Below are 17,218 nucleotides of genomic sequence, written 5' to 3' on the forward strand. Positions count from 1 at the left end.
AAAAGATGGAAACCAAACGTCAAGGGATGGTCGTCTGGCTGCATTCGTTAAAGCAGTCAAAAGCGCTAAGAAAATTCGGGAATGTTCACTATATTTCAAGGAAAATGAAATATGCGGTGATCTATTGTGATATGAATGATCTTGAGCGCCATATGGCTAAGCTCAGCTCGTTACCATTTGTGAAACGTGTTGAGCCTTCATATAAACCTTTTATTAAATTAGAGTACGAATCCAAATTGGACAAAGCAAAAGAGTATGATTATAAGGTGGGCTTTTAAAGACACAAAAAAATCCCCGCGGCATCACCCGCGGGGTCCTTCTATTCTTAATGATTCATTAAGGAGAAGGCAAAGGGAGAGGAGAAACCGGAGGAAGAACTTATGGGGAAACGTAAGTCTTCTCCGCGGTTGGCAACAGCACCACATCAGATGCTGTTATAAGTAGTATGACCCCGGATTTCTTGATCTATACATAGAAAATGAATGAAAATCCGCGCATTGTTCCTTGAGGAGTGATGTGGTAAGATAATGTTGAATTTTTTGTCATCAACAATGACCAATAGAAGCAAGCAGAAAAAGTGGTGGAAAAATGAGAGTCATCTCTGGAACGAGAAAAGGCCGCACACTTAAAGCGGTACCAGGTCAATCAACAAGACCGACGACAGATAAAGTAAAAGAATCGATATTTAATATGATCGGCCCGTATTTCGATGGCGGATGGGCCCTTGATTTATTTGCAGGAAGCGGTGGTTTAGGAATTGAAGCGCTTTCTAGAGGATTCGATCATTGCATATTTGTTGATCGCGATATGAAGGCGATTCAAACGATTAAAGGCAACCTGAATCAATTGTCGCTAATGGATCAAAGTGAAGTGTTTCGAAATGAAGCAAAGCGTGCACTCGCAGCTGTTGTGAAACGAGAGGAATCCTTTCAAGCCATCTTCCTTGATCCGCCCTATAAAGATCAACAGCTAAAAGCACTTCTTGAAATGATTGACGAGCACGCCTTGTTAACAGATGACGGCGTGATCGTGTGTGAGCACGACAAAGATGTGAAGCTGCCAGAAGAAGCAGGACAACTTCACATCACAAGACAGGAACTGTACGGATTGACTGGTATTACGATCTATAGAAAGCGGGGAAATTAATATGGGGAACATAGCCGTTTGTCCGGGCAGCTTCGATCCAGTCACATTGGGGCATTTGGATATCATCAAAAGAGGTGCAAAGATTTTTGATGAAGTGTATGTATGTGTATTAAATAATTCATCTAAAAAACCGTTATTTACTGTTGAAGAACGGTGTGAGCTTATTCGCCAAGCGACGAAGGAGCTGCCAAATATCAAAGTTGAATCCTTTCACGGCCTGCTCGTTGATTACGCGAAACAAAAAGAAGCCAAAGTCATTTTACGTGGACTAAGAGCTGTGACGGACTTTGAGTATGAGATGCAAGGCACCTCAATGAACAAAGTGTTAGACGATGAAATTGAAACGTTTTTTATGATGACCAACAATCAATATTCTTTCTTAAGCTCCAGCATTGTCAAAGAAGTAGCGAAATATCATGGGGCAGTCAAAGATCTTGTACCAAAAGAGGTAGAAGCAGCGCTGAAGGAAAAATTTAATGGATGAGTGCACCTGGCACTCATCCATTTTTTAATTTCCGATAGTAGAGCGCGATATACACAATCAAGCTGCAAAGTGTGATTAAGGGACCAGCTGTCACAAGCTGATTCCAAAGCACGCTGCTGAACATGACGACCTGCTGGCCTGCATCAAAGGCACCCGCCGGGAGAGCGATGTCTGATCGAGAGACATAAAGAGGCTTGAATAATAAAAAGGCAAAAACAGCTGCATAAATCCCGTGAAGCAAACGGGCGAAGAAAAATGGTTTAAAGCGGATATCGGTTGCCGCTAGAATGCCGGCGACTTGGGCTTGAACAGAAAACCCGCTGAATCCTAAAATAAAGCTGACGACAATGGTTTTAGCGAGAAGGGTGACTTCCTGTGCCCCCGTCATCTGGCTTCCTAATGTGATTTCAAATAAACCAGCAATCATGGCAAGGTCTAATTCTGGCGGAAGGTGCATCGTTTGCAGCATATATCCGAGCCCTATGGATAAAAGGTCTGTCACATGGACAACTGACAGCATTTTACTAAACACAGAAAATAAGATAATAAAGCCGCCAATCATAAAGAGTGTTTGGACTGATGACATGACTGCATCACTTAAAATTTGGCCGAGCGGTCTTTTCTCTGCGAGTCTTGCTGTATGAAGAGCATTGAAAGCCTCTTTAAACGGCGGGATTAAAAATTTCTTGCGGCTTCTTAGATGCGCATCATGCCGCGCTTTATATCCCCGCATCGTCACACCAACAGCAAGGTTCCCTAAATAATGTGCGCTTGCCAATACAATGCCTAAAGCTGGGTGATGAAAAAAACCAACAGCCACCGCACCGAAAATAAACAATGGATTCGATGAATTTGTAAAGGAAACGAGACGCTCTGCTTCGATCCGCGTCAGCTGCCTTTCCTGCCTCAGTCTTGTCGTTAATTTCGCACCGGAAGGAAACCCTGAAGCCATTCCCATTGCTAGGACAAATCCGCCTACACCTGGCACCCGGAAGATGGGGCGCATAAATGGCTCTAATAATACTCCGACAAATCTGACAATCCCAAAACTAATTAATAGCTCGGACAAAATAAAAAAAGGAAGCAATGATGGAAACACAACCTCCCACCACATTGCAAGTCCATTTTTCGACGCTTGCAAAGAGGCTTGTGGGTGTGTAATCACAGTGGCTGTTAAAAAAATAAAAAAAGCAGCGATGAACAGAGTGTTCCATTTTTTCATGGAGATTTCGCCCCTTGCCGTTATGATCTATTGGCGAGCTCGTGATAAGAAATTTGCCGAGCCTGTCTTCTATTACTATACGAGCAGTAGGGGCATGTTTAGACCTATAGATTCGTATATATGCATAGAAAGAGGAGGGTGGATTTTCATGAAGCGACCGATCATCGGGCTTGCACTAGGCTCCGGGGGTGCGAGGGGAATGGCGCATATCGGGGTTTTGTCTAGTCTTGAGAAGCAAGGGATACAGGTAGATATGATCGCAGGAAGCAGTATTGGCGCACTTGTTGGGAGCTTTTATGCGGCAGGACAAGACGTAGAAAAAATGAAAAAACTTGCACTTGTCTTCAGAAGAAAGTATTATGCTGACTATACACTGCCAAAAATCGGTCTTTTAAAAGGAAATCGAATTTTGCAGCTGATTCACACGTTTACATATGGGAAAACATTCAAAGAATTAAGCATGCCCCTTGCGGTGGTCGCCTGTGACCTCGAAACAGGGGAAAAGGTTGTGTTTAAAGAAGGGTCTGTCTCACAAGCAGTCAGAGCAAGCATCAGCATTCCAGGCGTGTTTGTTCCTCACGAAATGGGCGGCAGACAGCTAGTGGATGGAGCGGTTGTTGACCGCATTCCTGTGTCTGTGTTAAAAGAAATGGGCGCAGACCTTATCATCGCCTCTGATGTATCAAGGGTGAAAAAAACAGAAAAGGCGACGAGATTATCGGATGTGATTATGCAAAGTTTGGACATCCTTCAAAATGAATTGGTCCGTCATCAAACCATTCATGCAGATCTCATGATTCGGCCGAGGCTTGAAACATTTAGCTCTAGTTCGTTCACACAGGTTCAGGAGATGATTGAAGCTGGGGAGCTCGCCGCAGACCAATTAACAGGTAAACTGAAAGATGTCATTGATAAATGGGAGTGTTAATAGAATGAAAAAATTGAATATTCGCTGGCTCAGCTTTTTTGTCGTTGTTCTTGTCTTATTTGGCTTAACTTTTGTCAAACTGCCGTATTACGTGACAAAGCCGGGTGATGCAACAGAGATTGCCCCTCACATTCAAGTGGACGGTGGATACGGTGAGAAGGGCAGCTTCTCTCTTATGACAATTAAAGTAGGTCCAGCCAATCCGTATACGTATTTGCTTGCGAAAATGAATAAATATGACGAAATCGTCCCAGAAGAAAATATTAAAGCGGACGGAGAGTCGGATGAAGATTATATGAAAAGACAGCTTCAGCTAATGAAAAGCTCTCAAGAAAATGCCATGATTGCAGCGTATACAAAAGCAGGTAAAAAAGTAGATTATACGTTTAATGGGGTATATGCGAGCTACGTCATGAAAGGCATGCCTGCTTACGGCAAAATTGAAGTGGGTGACCGGATTAAAAGCGTTGATGGCAAGACGTATGACTCAGCTGATAAAATGGTGTCGTATATCAGTCGTCAAAAAGCAGGTACATCTGTCCGTTTTGTCCTTGAACGAAACGGCAAGGATATCACGCAGCAAGTGAAGTTAAAACCTTTTAAAGAAGAGCCGAATCGAGTCGGGATTGGCGTATCATTATTTACAGATCGAAATGTGAAAGTCTCGCCTTCCATTAAGGTCGATATTGAAAATATCGGCGGCCCGTCGGCAGGTTTAATGATGTCACTTGAAATTTATAACCAGCTAACAAAGGAAGACGAAACTCATGGCTATGCGATTGCAGGGACCGGAACGATTGACGCAGATGGCACGGTCGGGCCAATTGGCGGCATTGATCAAAAGGTCGTTGCAGCAGATAAAGCAGGAAAAGATATCTTCTTTGCACCAAACGATAAAGGTGATCCAAACTCAGACTACAAAAATGCAGTGAAAACAGCGAAAGATATTAAAAGTGATATGAAAATCGTTCCTGTGGACACAATGCAGGACGCACTGAACTATTTAAACAAGTTAAAAGAGAAAGCATCTTAACTAAAAAAGAGCAGCCTTCATCAAAGGCTGCTCTTTTTATCAAGATTGGAAGAGACCAGTCTCTTCATCATAGCGGATCGGTGAGGTTTTAAATTCTGCTTCTGTTAACTTTGTTTGCATTGGTTCGCTGATGGGAAGGCTGAAGACGCGGGAAGCACGAATGTCAAGATCAAGGGCAGGGTGTGAAAAGGAAGACAGCTTGCTGATGAGCGGTACGTCCAATTCTTTTTTGACAAGTGATAAGTATTGCTGTCCTTTCTTTGACATACCAAGTAAACGAATGTATGGCGTGTGTTTCTCGTTTAGCAGCTCATGCATCACAGTTTTCTTTACCCTCATTAAAAGGTGCGTATTCATCCGCTGCAGCCTTGTCCACGTATATCGTTTTGTTTTCAAAAGTGATAGATATTCCTCGTAGGAGGACGCATGCGTGATCGCCTTTTGCATGCGGTGTTCGATGCCTTCTTCAATTTCATAGATGCCTTCTAATTCTGCTGTATCCATTGTGTGAAACACATGTTTTAAGAAGCTGAAATAGTCTTCTTGTGTATGTAAAAGATCATAAGAAGAATAATAGTCATGTAATTGCTTAAGCGAAGCTTCCGGAAGATAAGAGGCGACAGTTTCAAATGACCCATTCTCTTTTAACGCTTTTCGGATGCTTGTTGCGCTTGCGATTTTCTGATGTTTAGGAAGCTCTTGATCATGATAACCTGATGCAATTCTTTGAGAGGTAAAGGGCTCTATGTGAGGAGATCTCTCTAAGATCGCTTTGACATAATGGAAGCCTAAAATGTTATTGGGCTTAGACAGATCCAGTAAGTGTTTAGGATCAATGATCTCTTGAAACGCAGCGGCAGAGGCAGCTGGATAACTAAGCCCTTCTTTGACCTTTGCTTTTGTGAAAAAATCAATTTCTTCTTTTTTCTCATGCCAAGCGTGAGCTGTTCGTTCAAATGCTTTGATATCTCCATCCTCGCTTCCGAAAAAAAGGGAGCGGCATTTTAAAGCGTCTAAAATGGACACAGCGCCGTTTGCAAAGGTTTCTGCCTTTTGCACTGCATAGATGTATGGAAGCTCACATACGATGTCTACACCGTTTTGTAATGCCATTTTAGTACGTGCCCATTTGGAGACGATGGCAGGCTCTCCGCGCTGGAGGAAGGAACCGCTCATGACGGCAATGGCTACATCTGAGGAGGTATGTGTTTTCGCCTGACGAACATGATAGGCATGTCCATAATGAAATGGATTGTACTCGACAACAACTCCTGTTGCTTTCAATAGATGTTCCGCCTTTCTTGCTATGGTTAAATGGTCTATGCTACAGTAGCATAAGGGAAAAATGAAGCCCATTTTTTTCAGTGTAGGCATTCCGTGAACTGATGTCAAACAACGCTCTGACATCACAAAGGACTGTAAAGAAAAAATATTGACAAATAGCATGATGAAAGCTATAATCATGTTTGTTGCTCTTAGAGGTGATACAATTGAAATGGACAGTTTATCAGTTACATCAAAAAGCTAAAAACAGCTTCGATTTTCATGAGACGGTTGACTTAAATGAACTTACTAGCCTTCATTCAGATATACGTCGCATTTCACCAGTAGAGGTGAAAGGGACTGGAGTGATCGAATCAAAGCAAGTCGCATTTGATTTAACCATCACAGGTGAAATGACATTGCCTTGTTCAAGAACGCTTGTTGATGTAAATTATCCATTTGCGATTTCAACGAAAGAACTATTTGTACTTCATAAGACAGACGATATAGAAGATGAAGACGTATCTGTTGTAGAAGACGATATCATCGACTTAACGCCTATAGTCAAGGAAGAAATTCTTCTTGAAGTGCCGATGCAAATCTTTTGCGACCAAACAGACGTAAAAGGTGCTGCACCACAGGAAGGGAATGACTGGGCGGTCATTTCGGAAGATGCACATCAAAACCGAATTGATCCGCGTCTGGAAGGCTTGAAGAAGCTCTTAGAAGAAAATAATGAATCTTAACTCTTTAAGGAGGTGGGAATAATGGCTGTACCTTTTAGAAGAACTTCTAAAATGAAAAAAAGATTGCGTCGTACGCATTTCAAACTACAAGTACCTGGTATGGTAGCTTGCCCAGAATGCGGTGAAATGAAAATTTCTCATCGTGTCTGCAAATCTTGCGGAACATACAAAGGCAAAGACGTAAAAAGCAACTAATGCTTGATAAAAAAGCGTAAGGGAATCTTCCCTTGCGTTTTTTTATTTGTCTATTTTTTAGGTTTCTCTCCTGCAAATAGTCTATCTACTCTAGTAAGCGCATATGATGTGGTATTCAGATTCAGGGGGGATGATCAATTGACGATTACAAGGCAGGATGCATGGACACAAGATGAAGATTTACTTTTAGCGGAAGTCGTCTTAAGGCACATTCGAGATGGAGGAACGCAGCTTTCCGCATTTGAGGAAGTCGGGAAAGCATTGTCAAGAACAGCTGCAGCATGTGGATTCAGATGGAACTCATACGTCAGAAAACAATATCAGGCAGGCATTGAGCTGGCGAAAAAACAGCGAAAAGAACTGCGTAAAAAGATTGGGATCCATTCCTCAGGTTTACCGCAAAATACGTTAACGATAGAAGAGAAGACATCTTCAGATCAGACTGAATTAACCTTGCGAGAAGTGATTCAGTTTTTAGAGCAGCTTGAAAAAGAACCTGCTGGCTCTGCTTATTTACGTGAAGAACTAGCGGATGCACAGCATCAACTGAAGTCGCTCACGGAAGAAAATGAACACTTGAAGCGACAATTAAAAATGACAGAAGAAGATTACCGGGCACTCATTGGGATTGTTGAAAGAGTCAAACAGAATATCAACTTAAAAGAATATGCTAAATAAGAAAACGCCCCTCACAGAGAAAGGAGGGGCGTTTTGCCATCAGTATTAAGCGGATTCACCTGTATTCTTTTGAATATGGGCGGGCTCCCAGATGAGTGGATTTTCACCTTTGTCGCGTTCCATATCATATTTCACCGCTTCAAAGCCCATTTTATCCCAAAAACCGGCAGATTTGACGCGTGGATTGGTTCGGATAGGCAACCCGAAAGATTTGGCGAAATCAACAAGTGCCTCGCCGTACCCTTTACGCTGATACCCAGGAAGCACTTCCAGCTTCCATAGCTCTAAATAATCATGATTGTGGTCAAAATACGTTGTCGTCGAGCCGTCCACTTGATAAAGGCTCATACGTGCAACCAGCTTATCTCCAAAATAAATCCCGTAAAATGGAGAGTTGCTGTCATTTTCTATCATATTACTTTCAAGGTCTTCAAGCATGGATAGTTCTTGTATGCCATATTCCTTAAATTGTTTAAATTCCTCTAAAGTTTTGTAATTGATTAGAAGTCGCTTTACTTGTGTCATATGATCTTCCCCCTTACACACATAATGTTGACAGTGATGTCGTTGAAGGCGTTTTCATCCCATCCGCCTCAAAAAGTTTTTACACTTATTATTATAGTTTTTAAATTAAAAAAATTCAATCGCGGCGCGCCATCTGCTTTTTGCATCGCGGCATGAAACTGTTAAAATGGTTGATATGATGAAGTAAACAGAAAAAGGGAAGTGCGGCAGTTGAACATTGGAATCATTGGCGGCGGTGCGATTGGTCTGCTTTGTGCTAGTTATTTATCACAGCATCATGACATCACTGTTTTGACAAGAAGAAAAGAACAGGCAGAGGAGATTCGAACATCAGGAATTAAGCGAACGGTAAAAGGAGAGACATTCTGGTCGTCTGCTGAGGCACGGGCAGGGATTACAGGAGGATTTGATCTGCTGATTGTGACGGTGAAATATCATCATTTGCAAGAGGTGCTTGATGACCTATCGACATTACCTCGTCAGCGAATCTTATTTTTACAAAATGGCATGGCCCACTTATTAGATTTAGAAAACTGGAAAACGGCGCATACAATATATATAGGTGTCGTAGAGCACGGGGCGATGAAGGTATCAGATCATGCGGTAAACCATACAGGGATTGGTGTCATCAAGTGGGGGGCTTTTCATCCTGAGGATGTAGCTGATGTGAGAAATGCTTTAAACGAAACGCCGGCTCATTTTCAGATGATTTATACGGATGAATGGAAAAAAGTGCTGGAGGAAAAACTGCTAGTCAATGTATGCATTAACCCGCTCACGGCTTTATTGCATGTGAAAAATGGGGAATTGATTGCAAATCCTTCATATGAATACATGATGAAATGTGCATTTGAAGAAGCATTGTCCATTTTAGGTCTGGCTGAAAAAGAGCAGCTCTGGTCACACGTCGTTTCAATTTGTAAGAAAACGGCCGCCAATCAATCGTCGATGCTTCAAGATATCGTCAAAGGCCGTGAAACCGAAAGAAAAGCCATCGTTGGCTATCTTTTAAAAAAGGCTCAAGCTCAAGAGATTCTGGCGCCACATCTTACTTTCTTCAATCGAAGCTTGGAAGTATTGGAAAAAAAGCAAACAAAATCTTTTGAGTGAGCTCATTTACATGCTATACTTTTTTCGGGAAACTAACTATTTATTGAAGAAAGGAAGTTCTAAACATGCAATTGACTGAACTTTCCATCCGAAGTCAGAATTTATTCATACGTGATTATATAGAAGAAAAAAAAGAGATGACTGCTTTTTTTGATTATGATATACATTCTGAGCACACATGGAAAAAGAGATACGACGATCTCATGGAAATGAGCTTCCCGCGCGAGGCTTTAGCAGATTATATGAGCGCATACCATGCAAAGTTTGAATCGGCAGCGATGCGTCAGAACATTGAAAAGATCCGTGACAAGCGGAGTGTCATGGTGGTTGGAGGGCAGCAGGCAGGCCTACTTTCAGGACCGCTTTATACCATACATAAAATCATATCCATTATTCAGTTCGCAAAAGAAAAAGAATCAGCGCTTGGCGTTCCTGTGATTCCAGTCTTTTGGGTAGCAGGTGAGGATCATGACGTAGATGAAATTAATTTTGTCTACACATCTGGCGACAAAGGTCCAGTCAAGCAAAAGCTGCCATTACATAACGTTAAAAAAACTGCTGCAAAAAGAACACCGCTACATCAAGAAAAAACAGAGAAATGGCTACGTGACGTGTTTTCAACGTATGAGGAATCTGCATATACAAATGACTTGCTTGATCAGCTTCTTCGATGTTTACGCAAATCACAAACGTTTACGGATTTCTTTGAATGGATTGTATGCGACCTTTTTGAAGAAGATGGACTTCTTCTATTTAATTCAGGAGACTTAGGCGTTAAACCACTTGAGCGTACGTTGTTCAAGCACATTGTCGAGACAAATGATGCGGTCACAGCTCGTTTGAATGAAACGCAGGCTGCCATGAAACGAGCGGGATATCAGCCGATCATTGAAGCTGTTGACAATCAGGCGAACCTGTTTTACGAATATGATGAGGAGCGTTTCCTTATTGAAAAAGAAAACGGCCAGTTTTCTATATCAGAAGTGGGGCTTACATGGACAAAAGAAGAGATTTTGCAGGAAATTGAGGAGCACCCAGAACGGTTCAGCAACAATGTGGTGACGCGCCCCTTAATGCAGGAAACCCTTCTTCCGACACTTGCTTTTATGGCAGGACACGGTGAAGTCAACTATTGGGGGGAGCTGAAAGGAATCTTTGAGCATTTTAAATTGAAGATGGCACCTGTTCTTCCAAGACTGCACGTGACCATTCTTGAAAGGCACATCGATAAGAAGCTGCCGGCTAGAGAACTTTCTGTAGAAGAAGTGCTGACAAGCGGAGTAAAAGAAAAGAAAGAGGCTCACTTTGAGCAAAGCCTTCCAGACAGCTTTGTTCAAGCCGTTGATCATGCGAAACGTGAATTAGCGAAAGTTCACGGTGTATTGAGGCAAGAAGCACTGGAGGTTGAACCAAACTTCGAGCAGCTGCTAGATAAAAATGCCAAATTTATCGAAGACCAGCTTCAATTTGTTTATCAAAAGGTGGCGCAGCGTGTGGAAGAGAAGGAAGGATATATCCTTCGGGATTTTGAACGGATTGAAAACAGCTTAAAACCACTAGATGCCCCGCAAGAAAGAATTTGGAATATCATGTACTTTTTAAACAAATATGGTCCAGAATTCTTCAAAACGTTCAAAAATCTGCCATTTTCATTTCAAAACAAGCAGCAAATTGTCAAACTTTGAAATAAAGTTTTAATGAACCCTGACTAGTTCAGGGTTTTTTTTTATGTAGAAACAGTGTAAAATAAGTTTTGTGGAGAGAAGTGGTGGATAGTGGAGAGTAAGGGTGAGAAAGTGGGGCTCTGATTATCATGTTCATGGGTGAATACCAACATACGATTGATACAAAAGGGCGCATGATCATCCCTGCTAAATTTAGAGACGGTCTCGGAGAACAGTTTGTGCTGACGAGAGGGCTTGATCAATGTTTATTTGGCTACCCTATGAGTGAGTGGAAACTAATTGAAGAGAAACTCAAAGCACTGCCGCTAACGAAAAAAGATGCACGTGCGTTTACCCGGTTCTTCTTCTCCGGCGCAGTTGAATGCGATCTGGACAAGCAGGGGCGCATTAACATCGCATCAAACCTACTCCAATATGCAAAACTCGAAAAAGAATGTGTGGTCATCGGCGTTTCAAATCGAATTGAGTTGTGGAGTAAGTCGATCTGGGAACAATATACAGAAGAGCAAGAAGATTCTTTTGCTGAAATTGCTGAAAACATGATTGGGTTTGATATATAATAATCCCTTGTGCAGCAAGCTTTCTACACATTCATTTCTATTTGAAAAAGGTGGGACCATAACATCATGTTTCAACATGAGACAGTATTATTAAAAGAAACAGTTGACGGTTTAAACGTCAAAGAAGACGGTACATATGTAGACTGCACGCTGGGCGGAGCAGGTCATAGCTCATATTTACTATCTCAACTATCAGAAAAAGGTACATTGATTGGATTTGACCAAGACGATGCTGCACTGGATCATGCACGAGAGAAGCTCGCGGATTCTAAAGCGAACATTCTTTTCATAAAAAGCAACTTCCGATATTTAAAAGAACGTCTGAATGAACAAGGCATTACAAGCGTAGACGGTGTGATTTTTGATCTTGGGGTTTCATCTCCTCAGCTCGACACACCAGAGAGAGGCTTTAGTTATCACCATGATGCACCTCTTGACATGCGAATGGATCAAACAGCCGCATTGTCGGCAAAGCAAGTGGTGAATGAATGGCCATTTGAAGATCTAGTTCGGATTTTCTACAAATATGGGGAAGAAAAATTCAGCAAGCAAATCGCACGCAAAATTGAAGAAGCTAGAAAAAAAGCGCCAATTGAAACAACAGGTGAGCTTGTCGACATTATCAAAGAAGGAATTCCCGCACCTGCAAGACGAACTGGCGGACATCCAGCAAAAAGAGTGTTTCAAGCGATCCGAATTGCCGTAAATGATGAATTGAAAGTTTTTGAAGAAGCACTAGAACAAGCAATAGAGTTACTCAATCCGAAGGGGAGAATTTCTGTCATTACATTCCATTCACTTGAAGACCGGATTTGTAAAAGTACATTTAAAGAAATGTCTTCTCTTCCAGAACTTCCGCACGGACTACCAGTGATTCCAGAAGGACTTGAACCAAAGCTGAAGCTGATCACGAGAAAACCAATCGTTGCATCAGAACAAGAGCTGGAACATAACAACCGTGCCCGTTCAGCGAAGCTCCGAATTGCAGAAAAAAAGTAAAACGACACCATAGATGATGATAAAAAGGAGGTTTCTTATGAGTAATTTGGCTTACCAAAGAGAAGTAAAACAATATCAAACAGAGCAGCAAGGCCAATCGGTTGTTATTAAAAGAAGAGGTTCTATAACACTTGGTGAAAAAATCTTACTTGTCATGTTTGTCATGGCTCTTATGTGCAGCTCTATTCTCATCATTTCTAAAGCCTTTGCTGTCTATCACGCCAATATCGAGGTGCAGAAATTAGAGCAGCAAGTATCTTTAGAATCGAAGAAGATTACTGAGCTTCAAAAGGAAAAAGACTTGCTGAGTGAACCAGAAAGAATCATCGAAGCTGCGAAAAAAGCTGGCTTAAGCATTTCGAAAGATGTTAAGAAGGTCGATTAAGATGGCGATGCCTAAAAAGAATAAAATGATGAACAGAGGCGCGGCAATTGCGAGTATTTGCTTCGCCCTGTTTTTCTTTATCATCCTTGCACGTTTTATTTATATTCAGATTACAGGAACGGTCGATGGTCAAGTGTTAGCCGCAAAGGCAAATGAACAATATCAATCGAAAAAAACACTTGAAGCCAAAAGAGGGTCTATTTTAGACCGAAATGGGAATGTGATTGCCGAGGATACATCTGTCTATAAACTCATTGCGATCATGAGCAAGAAAATGACGGTCGATCCAAAGCACCCAATGCATGTCGTCGACAAAGAAAAGACAGCAAAAGAGCTGTCAAAAGTAATTGATATGAGCGAAAGCGAAATTTTAAAGCGTCTGAATACAAAAGATGCGTTCCAAGTTGAGTTTGGTAAAGCTGGGAAAGACATCAGTTTTTCAACAAAGGAAAAAATTGAAAAGCTAAAGCTGCCAGGAATCGCATTTGAAAAAGACACGAAGCGATATTATCCAAACGGCATGTTTGCTTCAAATCTGATCGGTTATGCAAGATTAGATGAGGCAACGAAGGACATGTCAGGCGCGATGGGACTTGAGAAGGCACTGAACAAATTTTTAAAAGAAAAAGACGGCTATGTGACATATAACAGTGACAGAAGCGGATGGGCTCTTCCAAATAGTAAAGAAGACATTGTCGCTCCGAAGGATGGGAAAAACGTCACGCTGACCATCGATCAAAAAATCCAAGCGTTCCTTGAAGAAAGTATGACGCAGGTTGCTAAAAAATATAAACCGAAGAAAATCATTGCTACAGTCGTTGACCCAAAAACGGGAAAGGTGCTCGCGATGGGACAACGGCCAAGCTTTAATTTAAATGAATTAGACATTACGAATTATAACAATGATGTCATTTCATATGCGTTTGAACCAGGTTCAACGATGAAAATCTTTACACTTGCTGCGGCAATCCAAGAAGGGGCCTACCAAGGCAATGATAAATATCAATCTGGTACTTATAAAGTAGGCGGCGGCCTTGTAAGAGACCACAACAACGGAAATGGCTGGGGGAAAATTGACTTTCATGAAGGTGTTCTCCGTTCGTCAAACGTAGCCTTTGCAAAGCTGGCAAAAGAAAAGTTAGGCTTCACGCGCTACGAACAATATTTGCAGAAGTTCCATTTCTATGACAAAACAGGTATTGACTTGCCGAACGAAGCGTCTAGTAAAATCAATTACAGATACGAATATGACAAAGCATCGACAGCTTACGGTCAAGCGTCTGCCATTACACCGATTCAACAAATCGAAGCAGCGACAGCGATAGCAAACGGTGGAACGATGATGAAGCCATATGTCATTGATCATATTACAGACCCGAACACAAACAAAACGATTTTACAGCACGAACCAACAGTAGCTGGAAAGCCAATTTCCTCAGATACAGCAAAGCAAGTACGTGACATTTTAGGTGAGGTTGTTTCCTCGAAGATTGGAACAGGTCAGCCTTACCAAATCAAAGGCTTTGACGTTGCTGGAAAAACAGGAACAGGACAAATCGGCGGTGCCGGCGGTTATCTCCAAGGAAGAAACGATTACGTCTTTTCATTTATGGGAATGGCGCCGAAAGATGATCCAAAGCTGCTCGTTTATGTAGCTGTACAGCAGCCGCAGCTGTCTGACACAGAAACTGGCTCTGCCCCAGTTGCACAAATCTTTAACCCAGTGATGAAAAATAGTCTGCTATATTTAAATATTGCACCAACAAAAACAGACGATAAAAAATCAGGCGAACAAAAAGTGAAGCAAGAAACAATGCCTTCACTCTTAGATTTAGAAGTGAAGCAGGCGGAAACAGAAGCCAAAAACAAAAACTTAACGCCTGTTGTCATCGGCGATGGCCTCTCCATTAAACGACAGTGGCCAAGTGCAGGCTCTGAATTCTCTGAAAGCCAGAAAGTTTTCTTGAAAACAGCAGGAAAAACCATCAAAATGCCTGATATGACAGGCTGGTCGAGAAGAGAAGTTCTTCAATATGCATCCATTTCCGGTGTGCATATCGAAACAAAGGGACAAGGATATGCTATCAAACAAAGTGTGAAAAGTGGAGCGGAGATTTCAGATAAAGTTGTCACTGTGACATTTAAAAGCCCGAATTAATTGCAAAACCTAGCAAACGACTTGCTAGGTTTTTTCTTTTGCCGAGCGGGATAGACGAGACGTTCTACATAAGGACGGGCCTGCATATGATGGAAACAAGCCATATGTATGTAAGGAGTGAACCGGGCGTGCGAGTATCAAGTGTAACAGTGAGAAAACGATTGCTTTTCGTGCTGCTGATTGGGGTGATCATTTTTTTCATCATAGATACTAGATTAGGATATGTACAGTTTATTATGGGTGAGAAGCTCACAAGCTTAGCAAAAGATTCATGGAGCCGGAACCTCCCGTTCGAACCAGAAAGGGGAGATATTTTGGATCGAAATGGGGTAGAGCTTGCGACGAACAAAAGTGCCCCATCTATATTGGTCGTTCCGCGTCAAATTAAAGATCCCGCAGAAACAAGCAAGAAACTGGCGGCAGTACTGAATATGTCAGAGGAAAAAGCGTACAAGCACGTCACAAAGAAAACATCGATCGAACGAATTTCTCCAGAGGGAAGAAAAGTATCTCATGAAAAAGCAAAAGAAGTCAGAGAGCTTGATTTAGATGGCGTTTATGTCGCGGAAGACAGCATCAGACACTATCCCTTCGGCAGTTTTCTTTCTCATGTGCTTGGCTTCGCTGGAATTGATAATCAAGGGTTACTTGGACTTGAAGCCTATTATGATGATGACCTGAAAGGTGAAAAAGGCTCTGTAAAGTTCTATTCCGATGCAAAAGGGCAGAAAATGCCAGATGAAGCAGATGATTATACACCGCCTAAAGATGGGCTTGATATGAAGTTAACTGTCGATGCGAAAGTACAAACCATCATAGAGCGGGAATTAGACAACGCGCAGGCAAAATATAACCCAGACGGCATGATTGCAATTGCGATGAATCCGAAGAACGGTGAAGTGCTTGGAATGTCGAGCAGACCGGATTTTGATCCAGCGGATTATCAATCAGTTGACTCGAAAGTGTTTAACCGAAATCTACCGGTGTGGAGCACATATGAGCCAGGTTCGACGTTTAAAATAATTACACTTGCAGCAGCACTAGAAGAGAAAAAAGTCAATTTAAAACGCGATCATTTTTTTGACAGCGGATCTGTAACAGTAGATGGTGCAAGGCTTAGGTGCTGGAAAAAAGGCGGGCACGGATCACAGTCATTTTTAGAAGTGGTGCAAAACTCCTGTAACCCCGGCTTTGTTGAACTAGGCGACCGTCTAGGAAAGGATAAATTATTTTCCTATATTAAAAATTTCGGGTTTGGCCAAAAAACAGGGATCGATCTTCAAGGGGAAGGGCGGGGCATATTGTTCCCGCTGGACCGGGTTGGCCCTGTAGAGCAGGCGACAACTGCCTTTGGTCAAGGTGTATCTGTTACGCCGATACAGCAAGTAGCTGCCGTAGCCGCAGCGGTAAATGGCGGAACACTTTACACGCCGTACATTGCAAAAGAATGGATAGATCCAATCACAAAAGAGGTTGTGAAAAAGCAATCACCGATTGCCAAAAAGAAAGTGATTTCAGCAGAAACATCAAAAGAAATCAGATATGCGCTTGAAAGTGTAGTCGCTCAAGGGACTGGCCGCAATGCATTTGTTGAAGGATATCGTGTTGGCGGTAAAACAGGGACAGCACAGAAGGTAAAAGACGGCAAGTACATGGAAAATAATCACATTGTGTCGTTTATCGGGTTTGCGCCTGCTGATGATCCAAGTATCGTTGTATATGTGGCTGTAGATAATCCGAAAGGCACCATTCAATTTGGCGGGACAGTTGCTGCGCCAATTGTGGGTCATATTATGCGGGACAGCCTGCCTGAAATGGGTGTGAAAAAAAGAAAAGGACAAATTGAAAAGAAGTACCAGTGGCTGGACACAAAAACAATTGAAGTACCGAATCTTGTAGGGGGATCTGTTTCAGACCTTGAATCCCTCCTGATTAATCTTAAGATCGATGCTTCTGGAACTGGCAGTAAAGTGGTGAAGCAATCACCTGCTGCTGGGACGAAGGTCAAAGAAGGCTCCACCATCAGATTATACTTAAACGATGAATAATAAAGAATGAACAGAGGGTAGCCGCACTCATTCGGCTGCCTCTTTTTGTTGAA

The 17,218-nt window shown here is 42.1% G+C and carries 18 protein-coding genes; 15 read left to right on the forward strand and 3 right to left on the reverse strand.

Annotation, left to right across the window (positions count from 1 at the left end):
• Nucleotides 1-5: 5 nt before the first annotated feature.
• The 3 genes from QR42_RS07130 to coaD all read left to right on the forward strand — a co-directional run bounded on the left by QR42_RS07130 (nt 6) and on the right by coaD (nt 1,630).
• Nucleotides 6-278 carry a YlbG family protein gene (locus QR42_RS07130; RefSeq protein WP_003212137.1) on the forward strand — a complete coding sequence of 91 codons (273 nt, stop codon included), beginning with the start codon at nt 6-8 and terminating at the stop codon, nt 276-278.
• A 310-nt stretch (nt 279-588) separates the two neighbouring features.
• On the forward strand, nt 589-1,146 hold the full coding sequence (gene rsmD, locus QR42_RS07135; RefSeq protein ID WP_039178303.1) for a 16S rRNA (guanine(966)-N(2))-methyltransferase RsmD: 558 nt from the start codon (nt 589-591) through the stop codon (nt 1,144-1,146).
• 1 nt (nt 1,147) lies between these two features.
• Complete coding sequence (gene coaD / locus QR42_RS07140; RefSeq protein WP_024426917.1) at nt 1,148-1,630, forward strand: pantetheine-phosphate adenylyltransferase; 483 nt, start codon at nt 1,148-1,150, stop codon at nt 1,628-1,630.
• A gap of 13 nt (nt 1,631-1,643) precedes the next feature.
• Here coaD and ylbJ read toward each other — a convergent pair whose 3' ends face one another.
• Complete coding sequence (ylbJ, locus tag QR42_RS07145) at nt 1,644-2,852, reverse strand: sporulation integral membrane protein YlbJ (protein WP_039178307.1); 1,209 nt, start codon at nt 2,850-2,852, stop codon at nt 1,644-1,646.
• A gap of 148 nt (nt 2,853-3,000) precedes the next feature.
• On the opposite strand from ylbJ, the gene QR42_RS07150 reads away from it, so the two are divergent.
• Nucleotides 3,001-3,780 (forward strand): patatin-like phospholipase family protein, encoded by a 780-nt coding sequence (locus QR42_RS07150; RefSeq protein ID WP_039178310.1) that lies wholly within the window; start codon nt 3,001-3,003, stop codon nt 3,778-3,780.
• A gap of 4 nt (nt 3,781-3,784) precedes the next feature.
• The gene (locus QR42_RS07155) at nt 3,785-4,813 is read left to right on the forward strand and encodes a SepM family pheromone-processing serine protease (protein ID WP_039178313.1); all 1,029 of its coding nucleotides are present in this window, start codon (nt 3,785-3,787) and stop codon (nt 4,811-4,813) included.
• A 39-nt stretch (nt 4,814-4,852) separates the two neighbouring features.
• On the opposite strand, the gene QR42_RS07160 is transcribed toward QR42_RS07155, so the two are convergent.
• Nucleotides 4,853-6,097, reverse strand: a complete 1,245-nt coding sequence (locus QR42_RS07160; RefSeq protein ID WP_039183098.1) for a nucleotidyltransferase — start codon at nt 6,095-6,097, stop codon at nt 4,853-4,855.
• 206 nt (nt 6,098-6,303) lie between these two features.
• On the opposite strand from QR42_RS07160, the gene QR42_RS07165 reads away from it, so the two are divergent.
• From QR42_RS07165 to gerR, 3 genes are all read left to right on the forward strand, one after another.
• Complete coding sequence (locus QR42_RS07165) at nt 6,304-6,822, forward strand: YceD family protein (RefSeq protein ID WP_019743276.1); 519 nt, start codon at nt 6,304-6,306, stop codon at nt 6,820-6,822.
• A 21-nt stretch (nt 6,823-6,843) separates the two neighbouring features.
• On the forward strand, nt 6,844-7,017 hold the full coding sequence (rpmF, locus tag QR42_RS07170; RefSeq protein ID WP_008354700.1) for a 50S ribosomal protein L32: 174 nt from the start codon (nt 6,844-6,846) through the stop codon (nt 7,015-7,017).
• Nucleotides 7,018-7,155: 138 nt separating this feature from the next.
• Nucleotides 7,156-7,695 (forward strand): sporulation-specific transcriptional regulator GerR, encoded by a 540-nt coding sequence (gene gerR, locus QR42_RS07175; RefSeq protein WP_039178316.1) that lies wholly within the window; start codon nt 7,156-7,158, stop codon nt 7,693-7,695.
• Nucleotides 7,696-7,740: 45 nt separating this feature from the next.
• Here the strand turns inward: gerR and QR42_RS07180 are convergent, their stop codons facing one another.
• The gene (locus tag QR42_RS07180) at nt 7,741-8,220 is read right to left on the reverse strand and encodes an N-acetyltransferase (protein WP_007499784.1); all 480 of its coding nucleotides are present in this window, start codon (nt 8,218-8,220) and stop codon (nt 7,741-7,743) included.
• 201 nt (nt 8,221-8,421) lie between these two features.
• Here QR42_RS07180 and QR42_RS07185 point away from each other — a divergent pair, with 201 nt between their 5' ends.
• From QR42_RS07185 to QR42_RS07215, 7 genes are all read left to right on the forward strand, one after another.
• Nucleotides 8,422-9,330 (forward strand): 2-dehydropantoate 2-reductase, encoded by a 909-nt coding sequence (locus QR42_RS07185; RefSeq protein WP_235354794.1) that lies wholly within the window; start codon nt 8,422-8,424, stop codon nt 9,328-9,330.
• A gap of 65 nt (nt 9,331-9,395) precedes the next feature.
• A complete protein-coding gene (gene bshC / locus QR42_RS07190; protein ID WP_039178321.1) occupies nt 9,396-11,015 on the forward strand; it encodes a bacillithiol biosynthesis cysteine-adding enzyme BshC in 1,620 nt (539 codons plus the stop codon).
• 128 nt (nt 11,016-11,143) lie between these two features.
• The gene (gene mraZ, locus QR42_RS07195; protein ID WP_003211163.1) at nt 11,144-11,575 is read left to right on the forward strand and encodes a division/cell wall cluster transcriptional repressor MraZ; all 432 of its coding nucleotides are present in this window, start codon (nt 11,144-11,146) and stop codon (nt 11,573-11,575) included.
• Nucleotides 11,576-11,641: 66 nt separating this feature from the next.
• The gene (rsmH, locus tag QR42_RS07200) at nt 11,642-12,574 is read left to right on the forward strand and encodes a 16S rRNA (cytosine(1402)-N(4))-methyltransferase RsmH (RefSeq protein ID WP_024426925.1); all 933 of its coding nucleotides are present in this window, start codon (nt 11,642-11,644) and stop codon (nt 12,572-12,574) included.
• 37 nt (nt 12,575-12,611) lie between these two features.
• Nucleotides 12,612-12,959 (forward strand): cell division protein FtsL, encoded by a 348-nt coding sequence (gene ftsL / locus QR42_RS07205; protein ID WP_039178324.1) that lies wholly within the window; start codon nt 12,612-12,614, stop codon nt 12,957-12,959.
• A gap of 7 nt (nt 12,960-12,966) precedes the next feature.
• On the forward strand, nt 12,967-15,117 hold the full coding sequence (locus tag QR42_RS07210; RefSeq protein WP_039183102.1) for a penicillin-binding protein: 2,151 nt from the start codon (nt 12,967-12,969) through the stop codon (nt 15,115-15,117).
• Nucleotides 15,118-15,245: 128 nt separating this feature from the next.
• Entirely contained in the window at nt 15,246-17,165 is a 1,920-nt protein-coding gene (locus QR42_RS07215; RefSeq protein WP_039178327.1) for a stage V sporulation protein D, read from the forward strand.
• Nucleotides 17,166-17,218 lie beyond the last annotated feature (53 nt).

Origin of the sequence: Bacillus sp. WP8 (assembly GCF_000800825.1) — a bacterium.
Classification (GTDB): Bacteria; Bacillota; Bacilli; order Bacillales; family Bacillaceae; genus Bacillus; species Bacillus safensis.

What these genes read in the sequence shown, in the direction of transcription:
- QR42_RS07130 (WP_003212137.1), top strand. Translation starts at nt 6, where the DNA reads ATGGAAACCAAACGTCAAGGGATGGTCGTCTGGCTGCATTCGTTAAAG.
- rsmD (WP_039178303.1), top strand. Translation starts at nt 589, where the DNA reads ATGAGAGTCATCTCTGGAACGAGAAAAGGCCGCACACTTAAAGCGGTA.
- coaD (WP_024426917.1), top strand. Translation starts at nt 1,148, where the DNA reads ATGGGGAACATAGCCGTTTGTCCGGGCAGCTTCGATCCAGTCACATTG.
- ylbJ (WP_039178307.1), bottom strand. Translation starts at nt 2,852, where the DNA reads ATGAAAAAATGGAACACTCTGTTCATCGCTGCTTTTTTTATTTTTTTA.
- QR42_RS07150 (WP_039178310.1), top strand. Translation starts at nt 3,001, where the DNA reads ATGAAGCGACCGATCATCGGGCTTGCACTAGGCTCCGGGGGTGCGAGG.
- QR42_RS07155 (WP_039178313.1), top strand. Translation starts at nt 3,785, where the DNA reads ATGAAAAAATTGAATATTCGCTGGCTCAGCTTTTTTGTCGTTGTTCTT.
- rpmF (WP_008354700.1), top strand. Translation starts at nt 6,844, where the DNA reads ATGGCTGTACCTTTTAGAAGAACTTCTAAAATGAAAAAAAGATTGCGT.
- QR42_RS07180 (WP_007499784.1), bottom strand. Translation starts at nt 8,220, where the DNA reads ATGACACAAGTAAAGCGACTTCTAATCAATTACAAAACTTTAGAGGAA.
- bshC (WP_039178321.1), top strand. Translation starts at nt 9,396, where the DNA reads ATGCAATTGACTGAACTTTCCATCCGAAGTCAGAATTTATTCATACGT.
- mraZ (WP_003211163.1), top strand. Translation starts at nt 11,144, where the DNA reads ATGTTCATGGGTGAATACCAACATACGATTGATACAAAAGGGCGCATG.
- rsmH (WP_024426925.1), top strand. Translation starts at nt 11,642, where the DNA reads ATGTTTCAACATGAGACAGTATTATTAAAAGAAACAGTTGACGGTTTA.
- ftsL (WP_039178324.1), top strand. Translation starts at nt 12,612, where the DNA reads ATGAGTAATTTGGCTTACCAAAGAGAAGTAAAACAATATCAAACAGAG.
- QR42_RS07210 (WP_039183102.1), top strand. Translation starts at nt 12,967, where the DNA reads ATGCCTAAAAAGAATAAAATGATGAACAGAGGCGCGGCAATTGCGAGT.